Annotated in this window: 17 protein-coding genes, 1 tRNA gene and 1 rRNA gene; 18 read left to right on the top strand and 1 reads right to left on the bottom strand. The window is 30.9% G+C overall.

Features of this window, described 5'->3' with window-relative positions:
* Positions 1 to 98: 98 nt before the first annotated feature.
* Positions 99 to 216: ribosomal RNA gene (gene rrf / locus J3477_RS21240) — 5S ribosomal RNA — on the top strand.
* 6 nt (positions 217 to 222) lie between these two features.
* Positions 223 to 298, top strand: a tRNA-Phe gene (locus J3477_RS21235).
* Positions 299 to 436: 138 nt separating this feature from the next.
* On the opposite strand, the gene J3477_RS21230 is transcribed toward J3477_RS21235, so the two are convergent.
* The gene (locus J3477_RS21230) at positions 437 to 895 is read right to left on the bottom strand and encodes a peroxiredoxin (protein ID WP_206872191.1); all 459 of its coding nucleotides are present in this window, start codon (positions 893 to 895) and stop codon (positions 437 to 439) included.
* Positions 896 to 1,222: 327 nt separating this feature from the next.
* Between J3477_RS21230 and J3477_RS21225 the strand changes: the two genes are divergently transcribed.
* The 16 genes from J3477_RS21225 (at position 1,223) to J3477_RS21150 (ending at position 18,891) form a co-directional block, all read left to right on the top strand.
* On the top strand, positions 1,223 to 1,969 hold the full coding sequence (locus J3477_RS21225) for a peptidylprolyl isomerase (RefSeq protein WP_206872189.1): 747 nt from the start codon (positions 1,223 to 1,225) through the stop codon (positions 1,967 to 1,969).
* 316 nt (positions 1,970 to 2,285) lie between these two features.
* On the top strand, positions 2,286 to 2,996 hold the full coding sequence (locus J3477_RS21220; RefSeq protein ID WP_206872187.1) for an acylneuraminate cytidylyltransferase family protein: 711 nt from the start codon (positions 2,286 to 2,288) through the stop codon (positions 2,994 to 2,996).
* 36 nt (positions 2,997 to 3,032) lie between these two features.
* Positions 3,033 to 4,037 (top strand): N-acetylneuraminate synthase, encoded by a 1,005-nt coding sequence (gene neuB, locus J3477_RS21215; protein ID WP_206872185.1) that lies wholly within the window; start codon positions 3,033 to 3,035, stop codon positions 4,035 to 4,037.
* A 31-nt stretch (positions 4,038 to 4,068) separates the two neighbouring features.
* The gene (gene neuC, locus J3477_RS21210) at positions 4,069 to 5,226 is read left to right on the top strand and encodes a UDP-N-acetylglucosamine 2-epimerase (protein ID WP_206872183.1); all 1,158 of its coding nucleotides are present in this window, start codon (positions 4,069 to 4,071) and stop codon (positions 5,224 to 5,226) included.
* 4 nt (positions 5,227 to 5,230) lie between these two features.
* The gene (locus J3477_RS21205) at positions 5,231 to 6,298 is read left to right on the top strand and encodes a DegT/DnrJ/EryC1/StrS family aminotransferase (protein WP_206872181.1); all 1,068 of its coding nucleotides are present in this window, start codon (positions 5,231 to 5,233) and stop codon (positions 6,296 to 6,298) included.
* A 16-nt stretch (positions 6,299 to 6,314) separates the two neighbouring features.
* Positions 6,315 to 7,337: a lipid II:glycine glycyltransferase FemX gene (locus J3477_RS21200; RefSeq protein WP_206872179.1), complete on the top strand. Its 1,023-nt coding sequence runs from the start codon at positions 6,315 to 6,317 to the stop codon at positions 7,335 to 7,337.
* Between the two features lie 24 nt (positions 7,338 to 7,361).
* Complete coding sequence (locus tag J3477_RS21195; RefSeq protein ID WP_206872178.1) at positions 7,362 to 8,405, top strand: nucleotidyltransferase family protein; 1,044 nt, start codon at positions 7,362 to 7,364, stop codon at positions 8,403 to 8,405.
* A 57-nt stretch (positions 8,406 to 8,462) separates the two neighbouring features.
* Positions 8,463 to 9,455 (top strand): NAD-dependent 4,6-dehydratase LegB, encoded by a 993-nt coding sequence (locus J3477_RS21190; protein ID WP_206872177.1) that lies wholly within the window; start codon positions 8,463 to 8,465, stop codon positions 9,453 to 9,455.
* Between the two features lie 18 nt (positions 9,456 to 9,473).
* On the top strand, positions 9,474 to 10,574 hold the full coding sequence (locus J3477_RS21185) for a LegC family aminotransferase (protein WP_206872176.1): 1,101 nt from the start codon (positions 9,474 to 9,476) through the stop codon (positions 10,572 to 10,574).
* 20 nt (positions 10,575 to 10,594) lie between these two features.
* The gene (locus tag J3477_RS21180) at positions 10,595 to 11,761 is read left to right on the top strand and encodes a glycosyltransferase family protein (protein ID WP_206872175.1); all 1,167 of its coding nucleotides are present in this window, start codon (positions 10,595 to 10,597) and stop codon (positions 11,759 to 11,761) included.
* Entirely contained in the window at positions 11,724 to 12,917 is a 1,194-nt protein-coding gene (locus tag J3477_RS21175) for a DegT/DnrJ/EryC1/StrS family aminotransferase (protein WP_206872174.1), read from the top strand. The genes J3477_RS21180 and J3477_RS21175 overlap by 38 nt, the downstream gene beginning before the upstream one ends.
* Before the next feature lie 5 nt (positions 12,918 to 12,922).
* Positions 12,923 to 13,507 carry an acyltransferase gene (locus J3477_RS21170; RefSeq protein ID WP_206872173.1) on the top strand — a complete coding sequence of 195 codons (585 nt, stop codon included), beginning with the start codon at positions 12,923 to 12,925 and terminating at the stop codon, positions 13,505 to 13,507.
* Positions 13,508 to 13,511: 4 nt separating this feature from the next.
* Positions 13,512 to 14,831: a nucleotide sugar dehydrogenase gene (locus tag J3477_RS21165; protein WP_206872172.1), complete on the top strand. Its 1,320-nt coding sequence runs from the start codon at positions 13,512 to 13,514 to the stop codon at positions 14,829 to 14,831.
* Positions 14,832 to 14,997: 166 nt separating this feature from the next.
* Entirely contained in the window at positions 14,998 to 16,458 is a 1,461-nt protein-coding gene (locus J3477_RS21160) for a lipopolysaccharide biosynthesis protein (RefSeq protein ID WP_206872171.1), read from the top strand.
* Positions 16,459 to 16,468: 10 nt separating this feature from the next.
* On the top strand, positions 16,469 to 17,875 hold the full coding sequence (locus tag J3477_RS21155) for a glycosyltransferase (protein ID WP_206872170.1): 1,407 nt from the start codon (positions 16,469 to 16,471) through the stop codon (positions 17,873 to 17,875).
* A gap of 11 nt (positions 17,876 to 17,886) precedes the next feature.
* Positions 17,887 to 18,891: a GNAT family N-acetyltransferase gene (locus J3477_RS21150; protein WP_206872169.1), complete on the top strand. Its 1,005-nt coding sequence runs from the start codon at positions 17,887 to 17,889 to the stop codon at positions 18,889 to 18,891.
* Position 18,892: the final 1 nt, after the last annotated feature.

Here is an 18,892-nt window from a genome sequence, read left to right as displayed (position 1 = left end):
ATGTTCAGCTGACCGATACTAATAGGTCGAGGGCTTGACCAATACAAATTATTACAAAGTAAACTTAAGTGCAATTTTGAAAGAATAATCTTTCAATATCTAGTGATGATGCGTCTAAGGGTTACACCCGTACCCATTCCGAACACGACGGTTAAGACTTAGACGGCTGATGGTACTGCATGGGCGACTGTGTGGGAGAGTAAGTGGTCGCTAGGTAAATGTGGCTAGATAGCTCAGTCGGTAGAGCAGAGGACTGAAAATCCTCGTGTCCCTGGTTCGATTCCTGGTCTGGCCACCAAAAGCATAGTACTTAGTACTATGCTTTCTTTATTGTATAAGAAGATATTATAAATGATTTTTTATTATAGTAAATTAAAGGCTAAGAATTGATTTAATTCTTAGCCTTTAATTATATACACAAGCATAGGCGTGTAGTTTACATATTTTTTAAGATTTCTAGTACTTCGCTTATATGATCTTTAACCTTAACTTTTCTAAATTCCTTTATTAGGAGTCCATTTTCGTTAATTATAAATGTGCTTCTTTCAATTCCCAGTGACTTCTTGCCATACATATTCTTTTCTTTTATAACATCATACATGTTACATACTTCTTCACTTTCATCACTTAATAATATAAAAGGTAATCCTAATTTAGTTATGAATTTATCATGAGAAGTCAAGGAATCTCTAGAGATCCCTAAAACTATAGCATTATAGTCTGAAATTTGCTGATAATTATCTCTAAAATCACAAGCCTGATTTGTACAACCAGGTGTATTATCTTTAGGATAAAAATATAATATTACCTTCTTACCTCTATAATCACTTAATTTATGAATATTTCCATCGGAACCTGCGATAGAAAAATCTTGGGCTAATGTATTTAATTCCATTGGTATCTAGCACCTCCAAATAGTGTTTTTAATTATTATATAATAATAGTTATTATATATCAACAACATAATTGCATAATATAGTAATTCTACATAAAATCAGTAGTTAGTATTGAGCTCATGGATTTATTTATTATTCTTTATTGCAAAAGAAAATATAAAAAAATGTGTGATTTTAAAAGCTTTTAATAGCATTTAAAGTAAAATGTAGATTTATATAGAGGAAATTTATATGTTAAAGATCCCTAATAATAAAAAATATGAATATTAATCTATTTGTGATATGATTATAAAGATTAAACTTTTATTCAGAAAAGGAGATTATTTATGGATAAGAATATATTAGCTATAGTTGGCGGAAATGAAATAACTGAAAGAGATCTAATGGATGTTATAGAAAGATACCCTGAAAATAGAAGAGGGGTTTTTGCAAGTGAAATGGGCAAAAAACAATTACTTGAGCAAGTTATAAGCTTTGAACTATTATATAAGTTTGGCGTAGATAATGAATTTGATAAGTCACAAGAATTTTTAAGCCAAATAGAAAAAGTTAAGAAGGATATATTGACTCAGATAATAATTAACAAAGTGCTTTCAGAAATAACTGTGACTGACGAAGAAGCGCTTAAGTATTATGAAGAGAATAAAGAAGCTTATATGGAACCAGAAACTGTTTCCGCTAAGCATATACTTTTAGATTCTGAAGATAAATTGAAGGAAATAAGAGAAGATATACTTTCTGGAAAGAAATCTTTTGAACAATCAGCATCAGAATATTCAACTTGTCCTTCAAGTGAACAAGGTGGAGATCTAGGAGCATTCTCAAAGGGAATGATGGTTCCAGAGTTTGAAGAAGCAGCATTTAATTTACCTGTAGGTGAAGTAAGTGAACCAGTAAAAACTCAATTTGGGTTCCATTTAATAAAGGTAGCTTCAAAGAATTCAGCTGTTGTTAAAAGCTTTGATGAAGTAAAAAAGGATGTAGTAAATGAATTAATTCAACAAAGACAAGAGAGAAAGTATCTTGATTTTGTTCAAGAATTAGCTTCCAAATATGGTGTTGAAAGAAAGTAACCTCTTATAAATTTAATTTTGATTTAAATTAAAGATGATATAAATCTAATATACTAATATAGTAAGAACATGTAAAAGAAAAAATTAAGTAACTAAAAGCTGACTTCTGTGTTTATCAGGAATCAGCTTTTTTTCAATTTAGTTATTACAGTTTTTTGATAAAGGTATTAATAAGTTATAATGTGGAGATTAATTTAATGTTAAAGTAAATAAAATACTTAAATTATATGCTACATAATTTAAGTATTTTATAGATAAATATATTGGTTTATAATAAAATTATTAAATAGGAGTTAAAAGGGAGAAGGTAGTTATTATGAATGAAGAAAATCTGGAGGTTCTTGCTATAATTCCAGCAAGGGGAGGCTCTAAGGGTGTACCGAAGAAGAATATTAAATCTTTGTTAGATAAACCCCTTATAGCATATACAATTGAAGCTGCGAAGAAGAGCAAATATATAAATAGAGTAGTTGTTAGTACAGATGATAATGAAATTGCAGATATAAGTAAACAATACGGAGCAGAGGTGCCTTTTTTAAGACCTAATGAGTTGGCTACTGATTTGTCACCAACTAATGATGCAATACTGCACGTGGTAAGTGAGTTATATAGGATTGAAGGGTATAGGCCTAAGATAATATGTTTATTACAATGTACTTCACCATTAAGAGATTCAGAGGATATTGATGGAACTATTGAAAAAATGATTAGTACGAAATCAGATGCTGCAGTTTCTGTATGTGAAGTAGAGTGTAATCCTTATTGGACAAATATATTAAAAGATGATAAGCTAGAGTATTTTTTAGAAGAAGGTAAAAGAATTACAAGAAGACAAGACTTGCCACCAGTGTATAGATTAAATGGTGCTGTTTACGTAGTAGATAGAGAAGTATTCTTAGAACAGAAAACTTTAGAACCAGAAAATATGACTGGATATATAATGGAAAGCGATAAGTCTATAGATATAGATACAATAATTGATTTTAAACTAGCAGAACTACTGTTAACTGAGAAGGCTAACGGATAAAATACCAATTAGTATGTGAATGGAGTGAATTTATTTATGTCAGTATACATAATAGCCGAAGCAGGCGTAAATCACAATGGAGATATAAGACTTGCAAAAAAACTTATAGATGCAGCTAAATATGCTGGAGCTGATGCAGTGAAGTTTCAAACTTTTAAGACAGAAAAGATTATAGGAAAGTATGCACAAAAGGCAGAATACCAAGTTGATAATACTGGGAATAGCGAATCTCAATTTGATATGGTAAAGAAATTAGAGCTTAGTTATGATCAGTTTACTGAACTTAAAAATTATTGCGATGAAAAGGAAATAACGTTTATCTCGACGCCTGATGAAACAGATAGTCTTGATTATTTGGCGAATATTGGTGTGCCATTAATTAAAATTGGATCAACAGAGGTTACTAACTTGAAATTCTTAAAAGAAATTTCAAAAAAGGGTTTGCCTATAATTTTATCAACAGGAATGAGTACTTTGGGTGAAGTAGAGTTAGCACTAGATACAATATATGAACAAGGAAACAGCGCTGTAACATTAATGCATGCTACTACTGATTACCCTACTATGGCAGAAGATGTGAATCTTAAGGCTATGGTAACTATGAGAGAAGCTTTCAAAATACCTGTAGGATATTCAGATCACACATTAGGAAATGAAGCAGCAGTAGCAGCGGTAGCTTTAGGCTCAGTTGTTATAGAAAAGCATTTTACATTAGATAAGGCTATGGAAGGGCCTGATCATGCTGCATCTATGACTCCAGATGAATTTAAGGGATTTGTAAATGCCATAAGAACTACAGAGCTGTTATTAGGGACAGGTATAAAGAAACCAACTAAAAAGGAAGAAAAGACTATAGAAGCAGCAAGAAGAAGTATTGTAGCATCTAGAGACTTGGATGCTGGAACAATTCTAACTGAAGAAATGATAGAATTTAAAAGACCTGGAACAGGGTTAAAGCCAGAGTTTATAAAGTTTGTCTTAGGGCGTAAACTTAAGAATTCGCTTAAAGAAGATCAGCTTATCACATTAGATGATTTATAAAAACTAAATAAATTTAAGTGGAGTGAAAAAAATGAGAAAAATTGCTGTGGTTACAGGAACTAGAGCAGAATATGGGCTCTTGAAAAATATAATGCTTAAAATTGATCAAGATGAAGAATTAGAGTTAGCTTTAGTAGTGACAGGAACTCACCTTAGTGAAAAATATGGTAAGACTGTAGATGAGATAATCAATGATGGTTTTGATATATCCAAAAGTGTAGATATATTAATGGAAGATACTGATTCAAAAATAAAAACTGCAAAAGAGATGGCTAAAGCACTTGATAAACTTACTGATATATTTAATGAAGTTGCCCCAGATTTATTGTTAATATTGGGAGATAGATATGAAGTTTTTTCAGCAGCAGCGGCTGCTATGGCTATGAATATTCCAATAGCTCATATATCAGGTGGAGAGATAACAGAGGGAGCCATGGATGAGCAAATAAGACATTCAATAACAAAGATGGCTCATATTCATTTTCCAGGTGCGAAGGTTTATGCAGACAACATAAAAGCTATGGGAGAAGAGTCTTGGAGAATCTTTAATGTTGGTGATCCAGGTATAGAAAATATAAAATTAACCAAATTAATGAGTCAAGAAGAATTAGAAAAACAATTAGGAGTTTGTGTGGATGAAGATACTATATTAATCACATATCATCCAGTTACCTTAGAAATAAATCAAGTTGATGAACAAATATCAAATTTAATTGAGGCATTAAGCCAGATAGATAAAAAGATGATTATAACATATCCTAATGCAGACAATGGAGGAGATATTATAATCGAGGCTATAGAAGAATTTAAGGATAAGTATCCAGATAAGGTGTTTTTACACAAAAATCTTGGAAGTCTTAGATACTTAAGTGTCATGAATTTATGTGGAGCAATTGTGGGGAATTCTTCTAGCGCATTAGTTGAAGCGCCATTCATGAAGAAGCCTGTCGTTAATATTGGTAATAGGCAAAAAGGAAGGTTAAAGGCGAGTAACATAATTGATACTACTTATGATAGCGTCGATATATTAATGGCTATAAACCAATGCTTCAGTAATGAGTTTGCAAAAATTGTGGAAGATACCAGAAGTTTATACGGTGAAGGAAACACTAGTGATGAGATAGTTACAATACTAAAAACAATAGAACTAGGCGAAAATTTAATAAAGAAAAAACTTAGATGGAGTTAAAATTATGGAGTATAATGCTACGAAACCTATAGGTGGAGAGTTTTGGTTCCAACTTGATGAGTTTAGTAATAAAAATAAATCTGAAACAGAAGGAATGCTATTAAGTGGTGGGCAATCAGCAATAAAATTTATATTGGACAAAGTACACTTTGAAAAAGATGAGGTTATGCTATTGCCGGCTTATTTATGCCCGTCTATACTTCAATGGTTTAATAAAAAACATATAAATATAGTTTTTTATAAGATAAATGGGGATTTATCAATAGATTTAGATTATCTAAGTATGTGTGTTGATAAAAACAAGGTAAAAGCGATATTTTTCATTAACTATTTTGGTTTTTATCACAATGATGATACTTTAAAGCAATTAGAGAAGTTTAAAAATGATGGTATTGTTTTAATTGAAGATGCAGTACAAATGTTGTGGAAAGAGCCATCCAAAAAGTTTATTGGTACTTTTGTTTTTAACAGTCTAAGAAAATTTGTTCCTATAGATGGAAGTATAGTAGTTGGGTGCGGCGATATGTTAGAAACGGAAGAAGTTGATGATTATCTATCTTTAATGTATAAGGCTAGAATGAGCAAAACCTTATACCAATGCTTTGGCATAGGAAAAGAGGAAGAATTTCTTAGTATTTTCAATAGTGCTGAGGAATGTTATTATAAAAGAGAAGAATATCAGCTTATTGATAAGCAATCATTGGATTTAGTTAATAGATTAGATATAGAATTTATTAAAGATAGAAGACAGAAGAATTATTTATATCTTATCAATGAATTGGATAAGCATGGTGTTAAGCCTCTTTTTCAATATTGTGATGAAACAATTCCGGTAGGATTACCTATACTTTTAGATAATAGAGATGTTATACGCAAAGAGTTAAGGGAAAAAAAAATATATTGTCCTGTTCATTGGGATATAAGAAATGAATATTGGGTTGAGGACTTTACTGATAGCTATAATATAGCAGATAAGATTCTTACTTTGCCTATTGACCAAAGATATGATAAAGTTGATATGGATAGGCTTGTAAAGGAATTGATAGATTTAATGGAACAATATAAGGATTAGCAATAGGGTGGTTTTTATGATTAAAATTATTACTGATAAAGAAACTTGGGATGAGGTATTAGGGAAATTTCCTGAGGAGCTTAGAGATATTTATTATTCATACAAGCACTTTAACTTAAGCTGTACAGTAGAGAGTGGAAGTGCAGAAGCTTTTTATTATGAAGAGGAAGATAGAAGCTTTTTTTATCCTTATATAATAAATAAGATTGATGGATATGATTTGAACGAAGATTATTATGACATACAAACGCCGTATGGATACGGTGGACCAATAATTAATCAGGTTAATGATAAGTTTATGGAAAGGGCAGAAGGTGCCTTTTTATCGTATTGCAAGGAAAGAAAAATAGTATGTGAATTTGTTAGATTCCATCCTTTAATTGAAAACCATAGAATATTTTCTAAAGGTATAGATGTTTTAGAAAATAGGAAAACTGTTTTTGTAGATTTACAACAGAGTATAGAAGAATTATGGACAGATTCTGTATCATCAAAGAACAGGAATGTCATAAGGAAAGCAGAAAAGAATGGTTTGATAGTTAAAGAAATTAAAGATATGAAAGTGTTTCAGGATGTATATATGAGCACTATGACTAGGATAGGGGCAGACGATTTTTACTATTTTGATGATAACTATTTTGATTTCATGAGTATGAATAGTGAATACAAAATATTGGGAGTAGAGTATGAGGATACTATTATTGCCGCATCTATTTTTATGTCTTTTGGAGAGTATTTTCACTATCATTTAGCTGGAAGTTTAAAAGAGTATCAAAAGTTTAGTCCTAACAATATAATGCTTTATGAAGCCATGAAAGTAGGAAAAGCTTTGGGACATAAATTTATGTTTTTAGGAGGCGGATTAAGCAATTCGCTTGAGGACCCACTTTTCAAATTTAAGGCGGCATTTTCTAAAAATATATGCAATTTTTATATAGGGAAAAGAATACATGATCCAGTAGTGTATAAAACTCTCATTGATGAATGGGAAAGAAGAAATGGGAAAGTAAGCAAAATGCTTTTACAATACAGATATTAAAAAATAATACATTTAGGTGATTATATGAATAGAATAGAACAATTTTTTGTAAAACCATATTTTTCAATTATACATACATTAAACGTTATAGATGAGAATGCAAAAGGTATAGCACTTGTAGTTGATGAGGATTCAAAATTATTAGGAACAGTGACGGATGGAGATATAAGAAGAGCTTTAATAAGAGGGGATGACCTTAGATCTACTATTGACAGTCTATATAATAAAGATTTTAAGTATGTATATGAAGATGAAAAAGAAAATTCTAACGAAATAATGGCAGAATATAAAATAAGATTTATACCTGTTCTTAATAGAAAAGGTGTATTAGTGGATTTTATAGAACCTGATAATTTTCAATATGTTAATGAGAAAAAAAACCCTGTACTTATTATGGCAGGAGGTTTAGGGACAAGGCTCAGACCACTAACAGATGATATACCTAAACCTATGTTAAAGGTTGGAGACAAACCAATTCTACAAACAATAATTGAACAATTTAAAGCTAAAGGTTATAGAAACATTCTACTATCTGTAAATTATAAATCTGAAATAATAGAGAACTATTTCAGAGACGGAAAAGACTTTGGAGTAGATATAACATACATAAGAGAGGATAAAAGACTAGGCACAGGTGGAGCTATAAAGTTAGCGGAGCAATATCTCAATATGCCTTTTTTTGTAATAAATGGAGATATACTGACTAACCTTAATTTTGATAAGATGATGGCACTTCATCTTAAAAATAATTTTAATATGACTATTGGTGCTAGAAATTATGAGATACAAATACCTTATGGAGTGCTTAATGTAGATAAACTTGAGGTATCCTCACTTGAAGAAAAACCAATAGTGAATTTTTTGGTAAGTGGAGGAGTTTATGCTTTAAGCCCTCAAGTATTAAAGTTTATTCCAGAGGATGAGTTTTATAATATAACTGATTTGATAAATGTGTTAACTAAGGAAAATTATACTGTGGGTAGTTATCCTATTGAAGAATATTGGATGGATATTGGTAAATTAAATGATTATTATCAAGCGAATGAGGATATAAAAAAGTTTTTTTGATATAATCTAAGATAGGTTTAAATTGAGTGTATTATTAGGAAGGAATGAAAAATAGTTATGAATATATCAGGGAAAAAGGTACTTGTAACAGGAGCAGAAGGATTTATAGGTAGTCACTTAACTGAGAGGCTTGTAGAATTGGGTGCTGATGTTACGGCTCTTGTACAATACAACTCGTTTAATAATTGGGGCTGGATTGATACGTTTGATGCAAATGTAAAAAGTAGCATTAATGTAGTTACAGGCGATATAAGAGAATATGATGGAATGAAAAGAATTATAAAAGGTAATGATATAGTATTTCATCTAGCAGCTTTGATTGCAATACCGTATTCTTATCAATCACCTATGGCTTATATAAAAACCAACATTGAAGGTACAGCGAATGTGCTTGAAGCTTGTAGAGAATATGATGTTCAAAAGATAGTTCATACTTCAACTAGTGAGACTTATGGGACTGCATTATATGTACCTATAGATGAGAAACATCCTATGCAGGGTCAATCTCCATATTCAGCATCTAAAATAGGAGCTGATAAAATGGCTGAAAGTTTTTACAAGTCTTTTAATACTCCTGTGGCAACACTACGTCCGTTTAATACATATGGACCAAGACAATCAGCTAGAGCAGTTATTCCAACAATAATAAGCCAGATATTATCTGGAAATAATGAAATAAAGCTTGGAGATTTATCGCCAACAAGAGACTTTAACTTTGTAAAAGATACTGCAGAAGCTTTTGTAAAGGTTGCAGAATGTGATAATACAATTGGTGAAGTAATAAATGCAGGATCTAATTATGAGATAAGTATAAAAGATACAATAGATTTGATTGTTAAAATAATAGGAAAAGATGTAAAAATAATTTGTGACGAACAAAGATTAAGACCTAAGCAAAGTGAAGTAAATAGACTTTGGGCAGATAATAAGAAAATAAAAGAGTTGACTGGCTGGGCACCTCAATACGATATTGAAAGTGGATTAAGAGCAACAATAGAATGGATGAAGAATAATCTTCAGTATTACAAACCTGATATTTACAATGTTTAAGAAATAGGAGGGGATTTTATGATACCATTGTGTATACCTGAAATAAGAGGAAATGAATGGCAGTATGTTAAGGAATGTATAGACACCTCATGGGTTTCGTCAGTAGGAAGCTATGTAGATTTATTCGAAAAAAACTTTAATGAATATGTAGGAAGCAAGAAGTCAGTTGTTACTATGAATGGTACTGCTGCAATCCAGTTGGCACTAATAGCTCTTGGAGTTGGAGCAGGAGACGAAGTTATAGTTCCTTCATTGACTTTTATATCACCAGTAAACGCTATAAAATATGTCGGTGCAACTCCGGTCTTTGTTGATGTTTGCAGAGACACTTATGTAATGGATACTGAAAAAGTAGAGGAACTTATAACAGATAAGACTAAAGCTATTTTGCCAGTACACATATATGGTCACCCTGTTGATATGGATAGTCTTATGCAAATTGCTAAAAAGCATAATTTGTATGTAATTGAGGATGCGACAGAGGCTTTAGGATCTAAATATAAGGGCAAAATGGTAGGAACATCAGGACATATAGGTTGTTTTAGTTTTAACGGAAATAAGCTTATAACTACTGGTGCTGGTGGAATGTTAGTAACTAATGATGAGACTATAGGAGACAGAGCTAAATTCTTATCAAATCAGACTAAGGTGACATTAGAAAATAAGGCTTTTTATCATCCGGAGGTAGGATATAACTTTAGAATGCCTAATCTACTTGCTGCCTTTGGAGTTGCGCAATTAGAGCAAATTGATGAATATATAAAAGGAAAAAGAGAAAGTGCTTCTTATTATAATGAGCTATTAGCAGAGGTCAAAGGAATAACTGTTCCAGTAGAAAAGGAATGGGCAGAAAACTGTTTCTGGCTATACTCAGCATTAATTGAAGATGATTATAAGTTAACAAGGGATGAATTAATTAAGGTATTGAGTGAAAATGGTATTGAGTCAAGACCATTCTTTATGCCTATTCATGATATGCCTCCATATAAGGAATGTAAACATGGGGACCTGACAGTAACTAATGAATTATATGCAAGAGGAATAAATCTTCCAAGTTCTGTTGGGCTTACTAAAGAACAGATTGAAATGGTATGTAGTGTTATAAAAAATACAATATAGCTTTAATGTTGGGGGACAATATGAAAATCTTATATTTGGTCAATTCCAATGGTGATAAAAGTCAGCACGGTGCATATAAAAAGATATTACATGAAAAAGAATGCTTTGAAAAACTTGGGCATGAAGTGAAATTAATTGTATTTCATACATCGCCTATTGGCTTTCCAAAGAGTGATGCAGAGTTTATATCTTTAAATGATAGTAACAACAGTATATTAAGTAAGATTAGTTCTGGTAGGAAGCTAAATAAAATGGTTATAGAGGCTGCTAAAAATGAAAAGCCAGATATAATATATTTTAGAGATAGGGGCGCTATATTAAATTTCTTCGATAAGCTTTCTGAAATAGCACCTATTTTCGTAGAAGTGCAGTCTAATGTAATTGAAGAAAACAAAGTAACCAATAAGAAAAGATATATGTTAGAGGCTATATTGAAGCGAAGTTATTATAAATCTATAAAAGCTTTTGTTTGCATAACTAATGAATTGTATAAAAATGAAACTAGATATAATGATAAGCCTGGATTTATACTTGGTAACGGAATTCTTAAAGAAGATTTAGGATTTGTTGAAAAGAAAGATATTAATAATAAAATTAATTTAATATTTGTTATTTCTCCAGGTCTTCCGTGGCATGGGACAGAAAGACTATTAAGATCTTTTAACAATGCACCTAACAAGGATAAGTTTGTAATTCATATAGTGGGGGAAGAAGATAGATTTGGAGTGCAAAATGACCAAATCAAATTCTATGGAGTGGTAAACGATAAACAAAAGTTAGATGACTTGTTTGAAATATCTGACATTGGAGTGGGAACTTTAGCTCTTTACACAAAGGATATGAAAGAAGCTGCGCCACTTAAGGTAAGACATTACATTGCAAAAGGGCTTCCTGTAATAATCGCTTACGATGATGTAGATATTACTGATTCAAAACCCTTCGTTTTAAAATTTGCAAATGATGATACAGATTTGGATTTTATAAGTATAGAACAATTTTATAAACGAACAAATGAAAGTAGAAGAAACGGAGACATAAGTCTGTATGCTACGGAAGATTTGTTATGGTTGAAAAAGATAGAACAACTAAACTATTTTATAGGCAGTATCAATGGTATTGATACTAGTAACACATTAAGGAGTAATATTGATGGAAATATCACTGATAGATTTAAAAGCTCAGTATGACACCATATCAGATCAATTGAATAGTGTTGTACTTGATGTATTATCATCAACTAATTATATAATGGGAGAGAATGTAAATAAATTTGAGAAAGAGTTCTCTGACTATTTAGGAGTTAAACATTCTATATCTGTAGGTAACGGAACGGATGCATTGGTGATAGCAATGAAAGCATTGGGAATAAAAGAAGGAGATGAGGTAATCACTACTCCATTTACTTTTTTTTCTACAGCAGAAAGTATATCTGCAATAGGAGCTATTCCTGTATTTGTTGATGTTAACTTAGATACTTTCAATATTGATGTGAAAAAAATTGAAGATAAAATAACTAAAAATACAAAAGCAATAATGCCAGTTCATATATTTGGACAGCCGGCTGATATGGATGAGATATTAGAAATTGCAAAAAAGCATAATTTATATGTAATAGAGGATGCTTGTCAAGCAATAGGAGCAGAGTATAAAGGTGAAAAGGTAGGAGTTTTAGGTGATGTAGCTTGCTTCTCATTCTTTCCAACCAAAAATTTAGGTTGTGCTGGTGATGGAGGAATGATAGTAACTAATAATGATAATATAGCTATATTGACTAAAGCACTAAGGACTCATGGTAGTGGAGAGAATGGTCAAAAAGCGTATAATCTTATAAATGGTACTGATGAAAAATTAGTTGTAAGTGGAGCGGTAAACGATACAGTATATAATCCGCTAAAATATTACAATTATCTTATAGGGCATAACTCAAGGCTAGATGCTATGCAGGCTGCTATTTTGAGAGTAAAGCTTAAAGAGATTGATAAATGGAATGATAAAAGAAGAGATAATGCAAGATTCTATAATGAAAATATAAAAAATGAATCTCTAATTAAACCAACAGAAGCTGAAGGAAGACGACATGTATATCACATGTATATTCTACAATCAGATAATAGAGAAGCTATCTTAGAATATCTTAAGGATAGTGGTATTGCAACAGGGGTGTATTATCCAGTACCGTTGCATCTACAAAAAGTTTATATAGAATTAGGTTATGCAGAAGGAGATTTTCCTAACACGGAGTACCTTTCTAAAAGAACTTTCGCTATACCAATGTATGCCGAATTAACATTAGAGCAAAAACAATATATAGTAAATGTAATCAATGATTTTACAGGGAGGTAATTTAAATGAGTAAGGAAGATTATTTTATTCATGAATCTTCATATTTAGATGAGCCTTCCAAGGTTGGAGCTGGTACAAAGATATGGCATTTTTCACATGTAATGAAGGATTGTATTATAGGAGAAAGATGTAATATAGGTCAAAATGTTGTTATATCTCCTGGTGTAGTATTAGGTAATGGAGTAAAAATACAAAATAATGTTTCAGTTTATACAGGGGTTATATGTGAAGATGATGTGTTTTTAGGACCATCCTGTGTGTTCACCAATGTAATAAACCCTAGAAGTTTTATCGAAAGAAAAAGTGAATATAAAGAAACTAGAATTTCCAAGGGTGCCAGCATAGGTGCAAATGCCACAATTGTTTGTGGCAACAATATAGGAAGATATGCATTAGTTGGAGCTGGTACTGTTGTTACTAAAGATATACCTGATTATGCTTTAGTTGTTGGAAATCCTGCTCGAATAATAGGACATGTTTGCCAATGCGGTGAAAGAATATATTTTGATGAATTTAATCAATGTACATGTGAAGCTTGTGGGAAAGATTACGTAATAAATGATTGGACTGTATCTGCGAGGGGAGAATAATTTTATGAGCGTTAAAGATGAATTACTTGTAAAAATAAATAAAAAAACGGCTATTGTTGGTGTTATTGGTTTAGGCTATGTTGGTCTGCCTTTAGCTGTTGAAAAAGCAAAAGCTGGATATAAAACAATAGGATTTGATGTACAAGCAAATAAAGTGGAGCTTGTTAATAATGGAGTGAATTATATAGGTGATGTTGTTGATTCTGATCTTAGTAACGTTGTTAAGGGTGGAATATTGACAGCAACAACTGATTTTTCTTTTGTAAAAGATGTGGATTTTGTAGCTATTTGTGTTCCTACACCATTAGATGAGTATCAACAACCTGATATAAGCTATGTAAAAGCATCAACAGAAGCAGTAGCAGAATATCTGCATGAAGGGATGGTTGTAGTATTAGAGAGTACTACATATCCTGGAACTACAGAAGAATTACTATTGCCGATATTAGAAGGTAAGTCAGGGTTGAAGTGTGGTAAGGACTTCTTTTTAGCATTTTCTCCAGAAAGAGTAGATCCAGGTAACTTACTGTATAAGACAAAAAATACGCCTAAGGTAGTAGGCGGTGTTGGAAAAGATAGTACAGAAGTAGCTGCAGCGATGTATAGAAATGTGCTTGAAAGTGAAATTTTAGAAGTATCTAGCCCAGCAGTTGCTGAAATGGAAAAGATTCTAGAGAATACGTATAGAAATATTAATATTGGTTTAGCTAATGAGATGGCTATTATATGCGAGAAGATGGGGATAAGTGTATGGGAAGTTATTGATGCAGCTAAAACAAAACCATATGGATTTCAAGCATTTTATCCGGGTCCGGGACTTGGAGGCCATTGTATACCATTAGACCCATATTATCTTACTTGGAAAGCTAGGGAATATGACTATCATACTAAGCTTATAGAAACATCAGGTGAAATAAATAATTATATGCCTCAGTATGTAATAGAGAGAGCAGGAAAGATATTAAATAAATATAAGAAACCAATAAATGGCTCTAAGGTTTTAATTCTTGGAGTAGCATACAAACAAGATATTGATGATTACAGAGAAAGTCCTGCTTTAAAGGTTATAGAAAACTTCAAAAATGAAGGTGCTGATATATCATTTTATGATCCTTATGTAGCTTCTTATAAATACAAAGGTGTTGAATATCAAGGTATATCCGATCTAACAGAGACGGTTTTAAGAGCTGCAGATATAGTAGTTATAACTACTATGCATACAAATATGGATTATAACTATGTACAAAAAAATGCTAAGGTTATATTTGACACAAAGAACGCAACTAAGAATGTAGAAAACAAAGAAAATATTGTATTACTTTAAAGTTAAGTTTTAAAGATGTACCACTTCAATCCCAAATCTATTTTCGAAATGCCTCTGGCATCTGAGAGGCAGATTTGAAAATATAAATTCTATTATGAAGTGGTTCATCTATATACATAATAGGATATCGTTAAAGATATCCTATTAAAACATAAAGGAGAAATATATGTCAACTAAAAAGATGCTTGCGAACTCAGGGATATATACAATCGTATCTATATTACAAAAATGTATAGGGTTATTTCTTTTACCTGTTTATACTTCATATTTAACTAAGACTGATTATGGAATAACTGGTGTAGTTCAGGCGGTTGTCAGTCTACTTACTGTTTTTTATATGTTATCGTTAAATGGAGCTATTTCAAGATATTATTTTGATTATAAAGATGACAGGGAAAAATTAAAAGAATTTTGGGGAACAAATATCTTATTTGTTTCAATGAATAGCATATTTATGAGCATTATAATATTTGCATTTCATAGATACATAATTTCGCCTTTTGTAGATGGAATAAGCTTTTTTCCTTATTTTGCAATTGCACTTATTTCTATAACTCTTAATCCGATCTACAATATATTCCAAAGTACTTTACAAGCAGAACAAAATGGAAAACAATATGGCTTAAATAACTTAAGCTATTTTACTATAAACCTTCTTTTAACAATTACTTATGTAGTAGGCTTTAAGATGGGGGCTAAAGGCGTTTTATTAGCTTTAGCTAGCACAGATATAATATTTTTTATATATACTTTAATAAATTTTATACCAAAAGTTAAATTGAAAATAAATAAGATATATTTGAAACAATCATTAAGATACTCACTACCATTGATACCACATTCACTTTCAGGATGGATGATTTCGATGATAGATAGACTGTTCTTAAATAAAATGCAGTCTACAGAAGCCGCAGGATCATACAATATAGCTTTTCAGTTTGGTAATATTATGAATATACTTACCACCGCTGTTAATCAAGCCTATGTTCCTTGGTTCTTTGATAAGATGAACAGTGGAAAGGAAGGCAAGAAGATTGTCGTTAAATTCACTGAATATGTTGTCGTAGCTTATGGTCTTTTGGCTATGCTTATATCACTTTTTGGACAAGAAGTTATAAATATTTTAATAAGCAAGAAGTTTGAATTTGGAGATGGCTGGAAGGTGGTTCCGGTAATTACCTTTGCATTTGTTTTTAATGGATTATACTATTTTTTTGTTAATCCACTCTTTTATAATAAGAAGGGAACTAAGTTTGTTTCAATCGGAACTATATTTAGTGCCATTGCTAATTCTGTTTTAAACTATTTACTGATACCTAAGTATGGGACTGTTGGATCTGCAGTTGCTAGTTTGATATCAATGTTTATGGCAAGTGTACTAATATTGATAATATCATCGCTCATAGAAAAGGTAGGATTTAATTATGTCAAACTATACTTAATAACTTTCTTATTTATGATAGTTTCATCTTTTTGTTTCTTAGAAGGAAGCTTTTCGTTTATATACTTTTTCTTGATTAAGTTATTAATAGCTATAGTTGTAATTGTTTTTCTTTCGGTGTTATATAAAAAAGAGGTGAATTTGTTAATAAAAAAACTAAAGAGTTTCGTATCAAAAACTAAGTAAGGTGGATGTAATGATGAAACCAATGGATTTTTTAAAGGAAGTAGAATTAAATTATAAAGTTGAAGATATTGTTACCAATGAACTTAAGGTATGGCAGATTTTAAGATGGCATTATGCTAATTCCTATGAAAGCTTAGTTATTAATGGTGGGGGAAGTAGTGTTAATAATGTGGCAGATGGTAAATATACTAGGGCCTTAAATAAAATATCTAATAGCCTTTGGAATGTGCAGAAGTATTTCAGTAATTATCCTTATATAATATTTACCGATAGATTAGAAGAACGTATTATAGATTCAAAAGTTTCAGATAAAATAGCACATGGATTCATTAAGGAGTTTGGTAGTGAAACTTTAGTATGCTTAAATTGTATAGAGTCAAAGCATAAAGATAATAGCGAATATTATCATAAAAATTATATTAGTACCAGCCTATTTGATATAAAGAAAGTTGCTAAAAAGGTAGAGGTGAAAATAGATAATTGCCATATACTTGATGAGATAGAGAGAAATTATGGAGTTAAAGTTAATTATGTTGATATAATTAATAACTTTTTTAAGTATGTGGAAGTTTTTGATGATTTTTTAAAAGCAAATAAATGCAGGGCGATTTTTGTGAACTGTTATTATAATTTAATGCATCAAGCTCTTATTTTTAGCGCTCACAAGCACAACATAAGGGTAGTTGAATTCCAACATGGTATTATAAATAGCAATCATTATGCTTATAATATTTTTAAATCAATAGGAAAAGATGTTTTTAGTGATTATATATTTGTGTTTGGAGATTATGTTAAAAATATAATAAGCAATAATTATATTGAAAGCAAAAACATTTATTCCATAGGAAACTATTATATCGAAGATGTTATAAGAGACAGTAAAGAAAATGATAAGTTTATAAGATATTTTTCGAAGCTTAGGAAAGAGTATAGAAAAATAGTGGTGGTTACCTCGCAAATAACTATAGAAGAAAAATTAATAGATTTTATTAAGACTGCTGCAGACAGTGATAATGAAATATTATATATGTTTATACCTAGATACTTTAATAAAGATTTCAGTAAGTATAATTTTCCTAAAAATGTTATCATAGAAGAAAGTATAGATTTTTACCACTCAGTGGGATATTGTGATTTACATCTTACAGTATATTCCACCTGTGCTATAGAAGCTCTATCTTTTGGTACACCTAATATATTAGTTAATATTGATAATCTTAGTGAGGATAATCTTAGAGATTTACTTACAGAAGCTGAATATACAAGATATGTAGATGAACCTTGTGAGCTTGTAAAGGCTATAAATGATATCAATGTAGTTAATAGAGATGATGTTATTAAGGTTTCACAAAAATTTTATAAACAAGGAAATATAGAAAATATAAAAAATGCAATGAAAGCTATTGATCTGATATAGGAGGGAATATAATGACTGATAAAGAGAGATACAGAGAACTTTGCAAGATAGAAAAAACTATTCCTATATTCTCTAAAGATTGGTGGATGGACGCGGTATGTGGTGAGTCGAATTGGGATGTGATACTAGTAGATAAAGGTGGAAAGATAGTTGGAGCTTTACCTTATTATGCTAGAGAAAGCAAAGGCAAAAAATCAATTGTACAGCCTGTATTAACTCAAAAAAATGGTGTTTGGATTGCCTATCCAAGCAACCAGAAGTATGCAAAGAAACTGGCATATGAAAAAGATATAATGAATAGTATCATCGATAAGTTGAGCGAATTGAAGCTAGAACAATATAATCAAAATTTTCATTATGGAGTAACAAATTGGTTGCCTTTTTATTGGAAAGGTTTCACTCAGACTACGCGATATACCTACGTAATCGAGAATTTATATGATATAGATAATATATTCAATAATATAGATTCAAAAACTAGAAATCAAATAAGAAAGTCTGAGAAGATCGTTAATATAAAAGAGGATATGAATATCGAAGATTTTTATAAGCTTAATACTATGACGTTTAACAGGCAGAGTATTAAGATTCCTTATAGTTTAGAAGTTGTTAAAAAAATCTATGAAGCATGTTCTGCTAATGGATGTGTTAAAATTCTTTTTGCAGAAGATGATGAAGGAAATGTTCATTCTGCTGTTTTTGTAGTATGGGATGAAAATTCGGCTTATTATTTAATGGGAGCTAATGATCCTAACTTTAGATATTCTGAATCTAATACTCTTCTTATATGGGAGGCCATAAAATACTGCTCCAAAGTCACTAAAAAGTTTGATTTCGAGGGTAGTATGATAGAAGATATAGAAAGATTTTTTAGGTCTTTTGGGGCTGAACAAAAAGCATATTTTAATATAAGTAAATATATGGCGAAAAAAAGCCTTATAAAAATAATAATTAAAGATATATATAGCAACAGTGATGCCTTGAACAAACTATACAATAAACTTAGAGGTAAGTGAT

It is taken from the genome of Clostridium zeae (assembly GCF_017312485.1).
GTDB lineage: Bacteria > Bacillota > Clostridia > Clostridiales > Clostridiaceae > Clostridium_AR > Clostridium_AR zeae.
Note: the sequence above shows the minus strand (reverse complement) of the source record. Positions and strands in the feature narration are given on the sequence as shown.

What these genes read in the sequence shown, in the direction of transcription:
- J3477_RS21230 (WP_206872191.1), bottom strand. Translation starts at nt 895, where the DNA reads ATGGAATTAAATACATTAGCCCAAGATTTTTCTATCGCAGGTTCCGAT.
- J3477_RS21225 (WP_206872189.1), top strand. Translation starts at nt 1,223, where the DNA reads ATGGATAAGAATATATTAGCTATAGTTGGCGGAAATGAAATAACTGAA.
- J3477_RS21220 (WP_206872187.1), top strand. Translation starts at nt 2,286, where the DNA reads ATGAATGAAGAAAATCTGGAGGTTCTTGCTATAATTCCAGCAAGGGGA.
- neuB (WP_206872185.1), top strand. Translation starts at nt 3,033, where the DNA reads ATGTCAGTATACATAATAGCCGAAGCAGGCGTAAATCACAATGGAGAT.
- neuC (WP_206872183.1), top strand. Translation starts at nt 4,069, where the DNA reads ATGAGAAAAATTGCTGTGGTTACAGGAACTAGAGCAGAATATGGGCTC.
- J3477_RS21205 (WP_206872181.1), top strand. Translation starts at nt 5,231, where the DNA reads ATGGAGTATAATGCTACGAAACCTATAGGTGGAGAGTTTTGGTTCCAA.
- J3477_RS21200 (WP_206872179.1), top strand. Translation starts at nt 6,315, where the DNA reads ATGATTAAAATTATTACTGATAAAGAAACTTGGGATGAGGTATTAGGG.
- J3477_RS21195 (WP_206872178.1), top strand. Translation starts at nt 7,362, where the DNA reads ATGAATAGAATAGAACAATTTTTTGTAAAACCATATTTTTCAATTATA.
- J3477_RS21190 (WP_206872177.1), top strand. Translation starts at nt 8,463, where the DNA reads ATGAATATATCAGGGAAAAAGGTACTTGTAACAGGAGCAGAAGGATTT.
- J3477_RS21185 (WP_206872176.1), top strand. Translation starts at nt 9,474, where the DNA reads ATGATACCATTGTGTATACCTGAAATAAGAGGAAATGAATGGCAGTAT.
- J3477_RS21180 (WP_206872175.1), top strand. Translation starts at nt 10,595, where the DNA reads ATGAAAATCTTATATTTGGTCAATTCCAATGGTGATAAAAGTCAGCAC.
- J3477_RS21175 (WP_206872174.1), top strand. Translation starts at nt 11,724, where the DNA reads ATGGAAATATCACTGATAGATTTAAAAGCTCAGTATGACACCATATCA.
- J3477_RS21170 (WP_206872173.1), top strand. Translation starts at nt 12,923, where the DNA reads ATGAGTAAGGAAGATTATTTTATTCATGAATCTTCATATTTAGATGAG.
- J3477_RS21165 (WP_206872172.1), top strand. Translation starts at nt 13,512, where the DNA reads ATGAGCGTTAAAGATGAATTACTTGTAAAAATAAATAAAAAAACGGCT.
- J3477_RS21160 (WP_206872171.1), top strand. Translation starts at nt 14,998, where the DNA reads ATGTCAACTAAAAAGATGCTTGCGAACTCAGGGATATATACAATCGTA.
- J3477_RS21155 (WP_206872170.1), top strand. Translation starts at nt 16,469, where the DNA reads ATGATGAAACCAATGGATTTTTTAAAGGAAGTAGAATTAAATTATAAA.
- J3477_RS21150 (WP_206872169.1), top strand. Translation starts at nt 17,887, where the DNA reads ATGACTGATAAAGAGAGATACAGAGAACTTTGCAAGATAGAAAAAACT.